Source organism: Variovorax boronicumulans (assembly GCF_040544675.1).
GTDB classification, from domain to species: Bacteria; Pseudomonadota; Gammaproteobacteria; order Burkholderiales; family Burkholderiaceae_C; genus Variovorax; species Variovorax boronicumulans_D.
In genome coordinates this window covers 71,703-82,614 of record NZ_JBEPKK010000015.1, presented here as the reverse complement: position 1 = coordinate 82,614, position 10,912 = coordinate 71,703, and the positions used below count along the sequence as shown (strand labels likewise).

At 69.3% G+C, this 10,912-nt stretch carries 6 protein-coding genes; 4 read left to right on the top strand and 2 right to left on the bottom strand.

What is annotated here, in order from left to right; all coding sequences use genetic code 11:
- Window positions 1-43: 43 nt before the first annotated feature.
- On the bottom strand, window positions 44-2,887 hold the full coding sequence (gene ppc / locus ABIC90_RS22715; protein WP_354358121.1) for a phosphoenolpyruvate carboxylase: 2,844 nt from the start codon (window positions 2,885-2,887) through the stop codon (window positions 44-46).
- 83 nt (window positions 2,888-2,970) lie between these two features.
- On the opposite strand from ppc, the gene hemC reads away from it, so the two are divergent.
- The 4 genes from hemC to ABIC90_RS22695 all read left to right on the top strand — a co-directional run bounded on the left by hemC (window position 2,971) and on the right by ABIC90_RS22695 (window position 7,177).
- Entirely contained in the window at window positions 2,971-3,897 is a 927-nt protein-coding gene (gene hemC, locus ABIC90_RS22710) for a hydroxymethylbilane synthase (protein ID WP_354358119.1), read from the top strand.
- Window positions 3,898-3,913: 16 nt separating this feature from the next.
- Complete coding sequence (locus tag ABIC90_RS22705; RefSeq protein WP_354358117.1) at window positions 3,914-4,696, top strand: uroporphyrinogen-III synthase; 783 nt, start codon at window positions 3,914-3,916, stop codon at window positions 4,694-4,696.
- Entirely contained in the window at window positions 4,693-5,790 is a 1,098-nt protein-coding gene (locus ABIC90_RS22700; protein ID WP_354358115.1) for a uroporphyrinogen-III C-methyltransferase, read from the top strand. Before ABIC90_RS22705 ends, ABIC90_RS22700 begins: the two co-directional genes overlap by 4 nt.
- Before the next feature lie 103 nt (window positions 5,791-5,893).
- Window positions 5,894-7,177 carry a heme biosynthesis protein HemY gene (locus ABIC90_RS22695; protein WP_354358113.1) on the top strand — a complete coding sequence of 428 codons (1,284 nt, stop codon included), beginning with the start codon at window positions 5,894-5,896 and terminating at the stop codon, window positions 7,175-7,177.
- 174 nt (window positions 7,178-7,351) lie between these two features.
- Here ABIC90_RS22695 and ABIC90_RS22690 read toward each other — a convergent pair whose 3' ends face one another.
- The gene (locus tag ABIC90_RS22690) at window positions 7,352-10,636 is read right to left on the bottom strand and encodes an Rne/Rng family ribonuclease (RefSeq protein ID WP_354358111.1); all 3,285 of its coding nucleotides are present in this window, start codon (window positions 10,634-10,636) and stop codon (window positions 7,352-7,354) included.
- Window positions 10,637-10,912 lie beyond the last annotated feature (276 nt).

The following is a 10,912-nucleotide window of genomic DNA, read 5'->3' as shown; positions in this document are numbered from 1 at the left end:
GCGCACAAGGCGCCCTCTGTCTTTGGTGGCCGAAGCCTAGAAATCAACCTGTGTTGCGCAGGCCCGCGGCCACTCCGTTGATCGAGATGTGAATGCCGCGCTGCAGGCGCTCGCCGCCGTCGCCCGCGCGATAGCGCCGCATCAGCTCGACCTGCAGGTGATGCAGCGGATCGATGTACGGAAAGCGATGGCGCACCGAACGCTGCATTTCCGCATTGCCTTCGAGCCTTTGCTTGGCGCCGGTGATGAGCGTGAGCGCGTCCGAGGTGCGGTGCCATTCGGCATCGATCATCGAGAACACCTTCTGGCGCAGCTTGCGGTCGGTCACCAGTTCGGCATAGCGCGAGGCCAATGCGAGGTCGCTCTTGGCCAGCACCATGTCCATGTTCGACAGCAGCGTGCGGAAGAACGGCCACTGTTCATACATGCGTTGCAGCAGTGCCTGGCGTTCCTTCCTGCCGGCGGCATTGCCCGCGGCGGCGAGGAACTGCTCCACCCCCGAACCGAATCCGAACCAGCCCGGAATCGTGAGCCGGCACTGGCCCCAGCTGAAGCTCCACGGCACCGCGCGCAGGTCGTCGATCTTGTGGCTGGGGTTGCGCGACGCGGGGCGCGAGCCGATGTTGAGTTCGGCGATTTCGCGGATCGGCGTGGAGCCAAAGAAGTAGTCGCCGAAGCCCGGGGTTTCGTACACCAGCTTGCGGTACGCCGCCATGCTCGCGGTCGAGAGTTCGCCCGCGGCCGAGAGAAATGCGGCGGGCGCCGACTTGCCCTGCGGCAGCAGCGTGGCTTCGAGCGTGGCGGCCACCAGCGTTTCCAGGTTGCGCCGGCCGATCTCGCGGTTGGCGTACTTCGAGCCGATCACTTCGCCTTGCTCCGTGAGGCGGATCTGGCCGCGCACCGTGCCCGGCGGCTGCGCAAGGATCGCCTGGTAGCTCGGGCCGCCGCCACGTCCCACCGTGCCGCCGCGGCCGTGGAACATGCGCAGGCGGATTGGGTTGGCCTTCTTCTTGTTGAGCTCGTCGAACAGCGACACCAGCGCGATGCCCGCGCGGTACAGCTCCCAGTTGCTGGTGAAGATGCCGCCGTCCTTGTTGCTGTCGCTGTAGCCCAGCATCACGTCCTGCTCGCCGCCCGAGCGCTCGATGAGCGCCTGGATGTTCGGCAGCGCGTAAAAGGCACGCACGATGGGCGCGGCGTTGCGCAGGTCTTCGATGGTTTCGAAGAGCGGCACGACGATCAGGTCGCACACCGCGTTGGTCGCCATCGCGCCGCGCAGGAGGCCCACTTCCTTCTGCAGCAGCAGCGCTTCCAGCAGGTCGCTCACCGTTTCGGTGTGGCTGATGATGTAGTGGCGAATGGCCGCCGCGCCATAGCGCGCACGCGCGGTGCGCGCGGCGGCGAAGATGGCCAGCTCGCTCTTCGCGAGCGGGGAGTAGTCAGCGTCCGGCACGCGCAGCGGGCGTGCATCGTCGAGCAGCTTGAGCAGCAGCGTCTGCTTGGCTTCTTCGGCGAGCGACGCGTACGAAGGCTCGATGCGCGCGGTGGCGAGCAGCTCGGCGATCACGGCTTCGTGCTTGTCGGAGCTCTGGCGCAGGTCGACCGTGGCAAGGTGAAAACCGAACACTTCCACGGCACGGATCAGCGGGCGCAGCCGCTGCGCCGCAAGCACGCTGCCGTGCTTTTCGGCCAGCGACTCTTCGACCGTGTGCAGGTCGGCGAGGAACTCCTCGGCCTTCGCGTACGGGTTTTGCGGTGCGACGGCATGGCGCGCGGCCTCGCCGCCGGTAAGTTCGCGCAGCGTGGCGGCCAGGCGTGCGTACACACCGGTGAGCGCGCGGCGGTAGGGCTCGTCCTTGCGGTGCTCGCTGGTGTCGGGCGAACGCTCGGCCAGGGCCTGCATTTCCACCGACACATCGACCAGCGTGGCCGAGAGGGAGAGTTCGCCGCCCAGGTAATGCACCTCGGTGAGGTAGTGGCGCAGCGCCAGTTCGCATTGCCGGCCGAGCGCGTACTCCAGCGTTTCGGCGGTGACGTTCGGGTTGCCGTCCCGGTCCCCGCCGATCCACTGGCCCATGCGCAGGAACGGCGCGACCGAGGGCGTGTTGCCGCCGTGGGCCAGCGCTTTTTCGAGGTCGGCGTAGACGCGCGGAATCTCGCGCAGGAAGGTGGCTTCGTAATAACTCAGCGCGTTCTCGATTTCATCGGCCACGGTGAGCTTGGAAAAGCGCAGCAGGCGCGTCTGCCAGATCTGCGTAACGCGGGTGCGCATCTGCGTTTCGTTGTCGGCCAGCTCGATGGGCGAGAGCGCATCCTTGGCGCCCGCATAGGCGTGCTGGCGCAGCTTGATCTCGTCGCGCGTGGTGAGCAAGAGGGCAATGGCGCGCTCGGCATCCAGGATGCTCTTGCGCTGCACTTCGGTCGGGTGCGCGGTGAGCACCGGCGACACGTAGCTGTGGGCCAGCGAGGCGACGATTTCATCGGGCTTCACGCCGGCTTTGCGGATGCGCGCGAGGGCGGTCTGCAGGTCGCCGTCGGCGTGCACGCCTTCGCGGTCGGCCTCGGTGCGGCGGCGGATCTGGTGGCGGTCTTCGGCCAGGTTGGCCAGGTGGCTGAAGTAGGTGAAGGCGCGGATCACGCGCACCGTTTCGGCGGCGCTCAGGCCCTTGAGCAGGTTTTTCAGCGCACGGTCGGCCGCATGGTCGGCATCGCGGCGGAAGGCCACCGACAGGGTTCGGATCTTCTCGACCAACGCATAGGTTTCGTCTCCTTCCTGCTCCCGGATCACGTCGCCGAGGATCCGGCCCAGGAGCCGGATGTCGTCGATCAGTGGCTGGTCTTCGGCCTGGCGGCGCTTGGGGGGAGCAGGGGTCTTGCTGGCTTTCATTCGATGTTGTTCCTGGGACTTGAATGGACGCGCCGCCTGCGTTGCTGCGGCGCAACATGCTAGCATTCCGGCGGTCTGGAAACATGTACTTTTTGGGAGCGGTCTTGAGCAATATCGTGATCGCGACGCGCGAAAGCCGGCTGGCCCTTTGGCAGGCCGAACACGTGCAAAAGCTTTTGCAAGAACGGGGCCACACGGTCAGCCTGCTGGGCATGACGACCCGGGGCGACCAGATCCTCGACAGGAGCCTCAGCAAGGTCGGCGGCAAGGGCCTCTTCGTCAAGGAGCTCGAAACAGCCATCGAAGACGGCCGCGCCGACATCGCGGTGCATTCGCTGAAAGATGTGCCGATGGACCTGCCCGCGGGCTTCGTGCTGGCCTGCGTGCTGGAGCGCGAGGACCCGCGCGATGCGCTGGTCTCGCCCCGCTATGCCTCGCTCGACGAACTGCCGCACGGCGCGGTGGTCGGCACCTCGAGCCTGCGCCGCGTGGTGCTGCTGCGCGCCAGGCGGCCCGACGTGCGCATCGAGCCGCTGCGCGGCAACCTCGACACGCGCCTGCGCAAGCTCGACGAAGGGCAGTACGACGCGATCATCCTCGCGGCCGCGGGCTTGAAGCGGCTCGGGCTGGAAGACCGCATCCGCATCGCCTTCGAACCCGACGACATGCTGCCGGCCGCGGGGCAGGGCGCATTGGGCATCGAGGTGCGCGAAGACCGCACCGATCTGATCGAACTGCTCGCGCCGCTTGCCCACCGGGGCGATTGGCTCTCGACCGCCGCCGAGCGCGCGGTGAGCCGTGCGATGGGCGGCAGCTGCTCGATGCCGCTCGCCGCGCACGCCCGCTGGCAGGCCGACGGCGCCCTGCGCATCGATGCCGCCTGGGGCGACCCCGAAGGCAACGCGCCGCTGGTGCGCGTCCAGGCGCAGGCCGAAGCCGGCGACTTCGCCCGGGCCGAGGCGCTGGGCGAGCGCGCGGCGGCCTTGCTGCGCGACGCCGGTGCCCACTGAAATCCGCAGTCGTCAGATGACTGCGCGGCCCGTCCTCGTCACGCGGCCTGCACGCGAGGCGGCGCGATGGGTGGCCGAGCTGCGCGCCGCGGGGCTCGATGCGGTCGCGCTTCCGTTGATCGTGATCGAGGCGGCCCTCGACGCCGAGCCGCTGCGCGCGGCCTGGCGGCGGCTCGAAGACTACAAGGCGTTGATGTTCGTCAGCGCGACGGCGGTCGAGCACTTCTTCGAAAACAGGGGCGCGGCTTCGGCCGAACAGGCGATGGCCGGCCGCCGTTTCTGGGCGACCGGGCCCGGCACCACGCGTGCCTTGCTGCGCGCCGGCGTGCCCCCCGAGGCCATCGACGCGCCGCCGGCCGAGGCCACGCGTTTCGATTCGGAGGCACTCTGGGAGCGTGTGCAGCATCAGGTGTCGGCCGGCGTGCGCGTGCTGATCGTGCGGGGTGGCGACGAGGCGGGCAGCCCCACCGGGCGTGACTGGCTCGCCCACGAGATCGACGCCGCGCACGGCGAGCGCGACACCGTGGTGGCCTACCGCCGCCTGCCGCCGTTGTTCGACGTCGCACAACATCGGCTCGCCGTCGACGGCGCCCGGGGCCGCGCGATCTGGCTCTTCAGCAGCTCGGAAGCCATCGCCAATCTCCAGCGCGCGATGCCCGGCACCGACTGGCAGGCCGCCAGCGCGGTGGCCACGCATGCGCGCATCGGCGAAGCCGCGCGGGCCGCGGGTTTTGGTGCGTTGCGTGTCTGCACACCCCTGCGGGATGCGCTGGTCGCGTCGATAGAATCGTTGGCATGAGCGCCGCGTCCCCGTCAGACGATATTCCCCCTTCCTCCGCTGCACCCGCGGCGCCGGTTCCCGCCACGCTGGCGCCGCATCAAACACCCGCCGCCATGGCCGCCGCGGCCACCCTGTTGTCCCGCATCGGCTTCGGTCTTGTCGCCCTGGTGGCGCTGGCTTCGCTGGTGACGACCATCGCGCTGTGGAACAAGGTCAGCGGCATGAAGGAGCAGCTGGTGCGCCAGAGCGCCGACGCCACCGCGCAGTCGATGGAAGCGCGCACGCTGGCGCGCCAGGCCAGCGACACCGTGCGCGATGCCGCGGCCCGCGTGGCACTCATCGAAACCCGCGTGGCCGAAGTCGCGCTGCAGCGCTCGCAGCTCGAAGAGCTGATGCAGAGCCTCTCGCGGTCGCGCGACGAAAACCTCGTGGTCGACATCGAGTCGGCCGTGCGCCTGGCCTTGCAGCAAGCCCAGGTCACCGGCAACGTCGAACCCCTGCTGGCTGCGCTGAAGGCCGGCGACCTGCGCATCTCGCGCGCCGCGCAGCCGCGGCTCGCCCCCCTGCAGCGCGCCATGCAGCGCGATGCCGACCGCCTGCGCAGCAACTCGAGCGTGGACAGCGCCGAGGCGCTGCAAAAGCTCGACGAGCTGATGCGCAACGTGGACGACCTGCCCACGATCAACGCGGTGGCGGTGCGCGGCACGGGCGTCAACGCCTGGCAGCCCGAACCGATTCCGGCCGACGCGCCCTGGTGGCGCCGTGCGCTGCTCACGGTGCGCGGCGAAGCCCGCTCGCTGGTGCGCGTCGGCCGCATCCAGAGCCCCGAGGCCATCCTGCTGGCACCCGAGCAAACCTACTTCCTGCGCGAGAACCTGAAGCTCAAGCTGCTCAATGCGCGCCTGTCCTTGCTGTCGCGCCAGGTGGATTCGACGCGCGCCGAACTGGCCCAGGTGACCGCTTCGCTCAACCGCTACTTCGACCCCGCATCGCGCCGCACGCAGGCCGCGGCCACGCTGTTGCAGCAACTGCAGGCGCAGGTCAAGACCACCGAGCCGGCGCGCATCGACGACACGCTCGCAGCGCTCGCCACCGCAGCCGCAGGCCGCTGAACAATGACCCCCCGGCTTTTCACTCGCTTCGCTCCATGTAATTCGCCACCCCCCGAGGGGGAGGCTCGACCCGCCTTGGGGCGGCCCGGCGGCGGTCGCTGACATGCGCGCTGCAATCTGGCTCCTCGCCCTGTTCGCCGTCGCCGCGGCAGTGGCGCTTTTCGCGGGCAACAACCAGGGCACGATCACGGTGTTCTGGCCGCCCTGGCGCGTCGATCTTTCGCTCAACCTTGTGCTGGTGATCCTGCTGACGACCTTCGTGTTGCTGCACGTTGCGCTGCGCGCGCTGTCGGCCCTGTTCTCGCTGCCGACGCAGGCGCGCCAGTGGCGCCTTCAGCAGAAGGAACGCACGCTGCATGCGGCGGTGCTCGACGCGATGGTGCAACTGATCGCGGGCCGGTTCTCCCGGGCGCGCAAGGCTGCGCAGGCCGCGCTCACGCAAGAAAAAACGCTGGCCGCGCTGGGCGCGCACCTGCCGCAGGCACAGCAGGTGCGCGTGCTGTCGCACCTGCTGGCAGCCGAGAGCGCGCAGGCCCTGCAGGACAAGCCCGCACGCGACGCCCATCTGCAGCAGGCCCTGAACGAAAGCGTGGATCGCACCTTGCTCGCCAGCCCCGAGACGCGCGAAGGCGTGCAGCTGCGCGCCGCGCGCTGGGCGCTGGAAGACCGCGATGCCGCCGGCGCGCTCACGCGGCTCGAAGAATTGCCGCAAGGCGCACAGCGGCGAACGCTGGCCCTGCGCCTGCGGCTGAAGGCGGCGCGCCAGGACCAGCGAACGCTCGAGGCGCTGGAAACCGCCCGCCTGCTGGCCAAGCACCGCGCCTTCTCCGACGCCGCAGCTCAGAGCATCGTGCGCGGCCTGGCCACCGAACTGCTTTCGGGCGCGCACGATCCGGCGCAACTCGCGCGCGCCTGGTCCGAGCTCGATGCCGGCGAGCGCGAGATGCCCGAGGTCGCGATCCACGCCGCGCAGCGCATGGTTGCGCTGCGCGGCGATCTGTCGCTGGCGCGCTCCTGGCTGCTTCCGGCCTGGGAGCGCATGGTCGCCAACCCGCGCGCCCTGGGCGATGCGCTGCGCGTCAAGCTGGCGCGCGCGCTCGAAGCGGGGCTCGATTCGGTCGATGCCGACTGGCTCGCCCGCATCGAAAGCGCGCAACGCAACAACCCCCGCGATCCGAACCTTCAGTACCTCGCAGGCATGGCCTGCATGAAGCGCCAGCTATGGGGCAAGGCCCAACAACTGCTGACGCAGGCCGGGCTCGGGCTGCAGGACGCCGATCTTTATCGGCGCGCATGGCTCGCGCTGGCGCAGTTGGCCGAGGCCCGCGAAGACGCGGCGCAGGCGGCCGAAGCGTGGAAACGCGCGGCGCAGATCGAGAAGAACTGAGCGTAGCGGGCCGAGCCGAGCGGACCGACCCGAGCAAAGCCGAGGGCCAAGCCCGACGCGCTCTACACGCTGCCGATGTGCAGCTCGTTCAGGCGCGGTGATCGGCAATCCGCAGACACAATGAAAAACGGCGCCAGAGGCGCCGTCTTCATTTGCCGCCCAGCAGGGCTGGGCTCAGAGCGTGCGCTGTTGCGACGCGTCCCCAGCGGCTTGCTCGAACGGCAGCGACATCGAACCGAGGTCGCGGCGGGTTTCAACCAGCACCAGCGGACCTTCGTCGAGCGCGATGACCGGCGGGCGTTCGCGCGGCACATGCACCGGCTTCGGCTCGGCCGCGATGGCGGCGCGCGCTTGCGCGATGCGATCGGCATCCGAGTTGACCCACTGCAGGCCCGAGCTTTCGGCGATCTGCGCGAGTTCGTTCAGCGGCAGTTCGAAGGCCTGCACCTTGGGCAGTGCGCGGCCGTTGCCGGCGGGCGCTGCCTGAACCGGCCTGGCGCTTTCGACAACGATGGGCGCTGCGACCGGTGCCGGGGCAGGGCGCTCGAAGCGGGGCTGCTGCTGCGGTGCGGGTTCGCGCACCTCAGGAACTGCCGCTGCAACGAACTGGCTCTCGCCCGAGGCTTCCGATGCCGATGCCGATGGCAGCGGCCGCTGCTGGCGGGCGGGTGCTTCGTACGACTCGCCGGTTGCTTCGGCCGAAACCACTGCTTCCGCTTCTGCTGCTGCGCCTTCAGCGGCCGGCATGCCGGCTGCGTTGGCTTCGCTCTCGTCGCGCGGGCCGCGTTCGCGGCGGTCGCGGCCGTAGCGGTCACGCGAACGGCCGCGGCGCTCTTCGCCGTCGCGGCGCGGTGCCTGCTGCTCGTTGTTGCCGGCTTCGCCGACCTGCTCGACGCCGACGGCCGCATCGGCTGCCATTTCGGCAACGCGTGCTTCGCCTTCGATGCCGGCGGGCGGTGCGTCGTTGCGGCGCTCGCGGCGGCCGTCGTTGCGATCGCCGCGCGGGGCGCGCGCTTCGTCGCGGCCGTTGCGAGGCTGGCGCTCGCCCTGGCTTTGCGGGGCGCCTTCGCCTGCGGCTGCTTCGCCGCGCGGTTGTTGCGCGTCGCCGTTGCGTTCACCACCGCGTTCGCCGCGCTCAGCGCTGCGTTCACCGCGATCGCCTCCGCGTTCACGGCGCTCGCCGCGGGCGCGCGGGGCGCGTTCTGCGGCGTTGCCTTCGTCGGCGCCGGGTGCCACTTGCTGGGCTTCGAGGTTGACGCTGCCGTCGACGAGTGCATCGGCCGGTGCATTGCGGCCGTCGCCTTCGCGACGCTCGCCGCGACCGCCACGGCGCTGTTCGCCGTCGCGCGGGGCGCGTGCCTCGCGGGGTTCGCGCTGCTCGCGCGGCTCGCGTTGTTCACGCGGCTGGCCTGCGGCGTCGCTGCGCACTTCGGTGCCGCGGCCTTCACGGCGTTCACCGCCGCCTTCGCGGCGCTCGCCGCCGCCACCACCACGACGTTCACCATCGCGGCCGCCACGGCGTTCGCCGTCGCGACCACCACGGCGTTCGCCGCCGTCGGCGCGCGCTTCGCCGCCGCGACCGCCACGGCGTTGTTCGCCGTCACGAGCACCGCCGCGTGCTTCGCCGTCGCGGCCATTGCGGCCATCGCGACGGGGCTTCGGCGGCTCGACCGGAATCACGGCCGGCGCAGCAGGCGCTGCAGCGGGCGCCGGGGCGCCCCCGAACAGGCTCTTGATCCAGCCGAGGAAACCGGTCTGTGCCGGGACCGGGGCGCTCACGACGGGCGGAGCGACCGGTGCAGGTGCGGCGACAGGCGCGCGCACCGCTTCGGGCTTAGGCGGAACCACCGGCGCGGGCGCATCGGGCAGCACGCCCTTGATGACCGGCGTCTGCTTGTTGGTGGGCTCCTGCGAGCGGCGGGTGACGGCCGTTGGGTCTTCGATCTCGTCGGCCATCTTGTAGCTGGCTTCGATGTGATCGAGGCGCGGATCGTCGTGCTTGAGGCGCTCGAGCTTGTAGTTCGGCGTTTCCAGCGTCTTGTTGGGCACCATCAGCACGGTGACGCGCTGCTTGAGCTCGATCTTGGCGATTTCGGGGCGCTTTTCGTTCAAGAGGAACGACGCCACTTCGACCGGCACCTGGACGTGCACGGCGGCCGTGTTGTCCTTGAGGCACTCCTCCTGAATGATGCGCAGGATCTGCAAGGCGCTCGATTCGGTGTCGCGGATATGGCCCGAGCCGCCGCAACGGGGGCAGGGGATCGACGAACCTTCGGAGAGCGCCGGCTTCAGGCGCTGGCGGCTCATTTCCATCAGGCCGAACTTGCTGATCGAGCCGAACTGCACGCGGGCGCGGTCTTGCCGCAGCGCATCGCGCAGGCGGCTTTCGACTTCGCGGCGGTTCTTGGACTCGTCCATGTCGATGAAGTCGATGACGATCAGGCCGCCCAGGTCGCGCAGGCGCATCTGGCGGGCCACTTCGTCGGCGGCTTCCAGGTTGGTGCGGGTGGCGGTTTCCTCGATGTCGCCGCCCTTGATGGCGCGGGCCGAGTTCACGTCGACCGAGACCAGGGCCTCGGTGTGGTCGATGACGATGGCGCCACCCGAGGGCAGCTGCACGGTGCGGGCGTAGGCCGATTCGATCTGGTGCTCGATCTGGAAGCGGCTGAACAGGGCTGCGTCGTCGCGGTAGCGCTTCACGCGGGCGGCATGCTCGGGCATGACGTGCGCCATGAACTGCTGCGCCTGTTCGTAGATGTCGTCGGTGTCGATCAGGATGTCGCCGATGTCGTGATTGAAGTAGTCACGGATGGCGCGAATGACGAGCGAGGACTCCTGGTAGATCAGGAAGGCGCCCTTGCCGCCCTTGCCCGCGCCGTCGATGGCGCTCCAGAGCTTGAGCAGGTAGTTCAGGTCCCACTGCAATTCGGGCGCCGAGCGGCCGATGCCGGCGGTGCGCGCGATGATGCTCATGCCCTTGGGGTACTCGAGCTGGTCCATCGCCTCCTTGAGGTCGGCGCGGTCTTCGCCCTCGATGCGGCGCGAGACGCCACCGCCGCGGGGGTTGTTGGGCATCAGCACGACATAGCGGCCGGCCAGCGAGATGAAGGTGGTGAGGGCCGCGCCCTTGTTGCCGCGTTCTTCCTTTTCGACCTGGACGGTGAGTTCCTGGCCTTCGCGGATCGCGTCCTGGATGCGGGCCTGGCTGGCCGACACGCCTTCGGCGAAGTACTGCTTGGAGATTTCCTTGAACGGCAGGAAGCCGTGGCGGTCTTCGCCGTAGTCGACGAAGCAGGCTTCGAGGCTGGGTTCGACGCGCGTGACGACCGCCTTGTAGATGTTGCCCTTGCGCTGTTCGCGCCCTTCGATCTCGATTTCGTAGTCGAGGAGCTTTTGCCCGTCGACGATGGCCAGGCGCCGCTCTTCGGCTTGCGTGGCATTGATCAGCATCCGCTTCATGATGCGTAGTCCTTATATGTATCGTTTACCGGCTCTTGATGAGCCAACGATGCACGGACGACGCCCGCGAAACCAGGAATTGCCGCTTGGCCCCGGATGCTGTGACTGCCGCGCCAGGCGCGAGCAGGCCTCTTGAGCGTCAGCTCAAGAAGACAGCCGGGGTGGGGGCGCGTGGATGGGCGCGAGCCAGATTCGGTGTTGAGTGGCTGTCCTTTTGACAGCCGGTTGCGCAAGGGTGGCGCGCGCTGCGGATGACTTCATGCCGGAGGCCGCTGG